This window comes from Pseudomonas sp. SIMBA_068, from assembly GCF_046534705.1.
Lineage (GTDB): Bacteria > Pseudomonadota > Gammaproteobacteria > Pseudomonadales > Pseudomonadaceae > Aquipseudomonas > Aquipseudomonas putida.
Map to the genome: position 1 here is coordinate 1 of NZ_JAWRYI010000499.1, position 272 is coordinate 272.

At 68.8% G+C, this 272-nt stretch carries 1 pseudogene; it reads left to right on the plus strand.

Features of this window, described 5'->3' with window-relative positions:
- Window positions 1-272 (plus strand): annotated as a pseudogene (locus tag SB756_RS30125) (cell division protein FtsK); the annotation flags it as partial.

The window sequence follows — 272 nt, forward strand, 5'->3', positions numbered from 1 at the left end:
TGGGAAGCCCGCAACGAGCGCAAACGCCTGGAGGCGCAACTGCGCGAGGATGAGCCGGTGATCAAGCCCGCGCCGATGGCTGCCGAGAAGCGTGAGCCGGCCAAGCCGGCGTTGCGTGAGCGCATTTTCAAACGTGAAGAAGCGCCGGCCCCAGTCGTTGAGCCCCGTGAGCCGACGCTTGGTCGTGAGCCTGTTGTGCCACCACGTGAGGCCGCCCGTGAGCCCGTAGTGCCCCGTGAAACCGTGGTCCCGCGCGAGCAGCACGCCGCCCC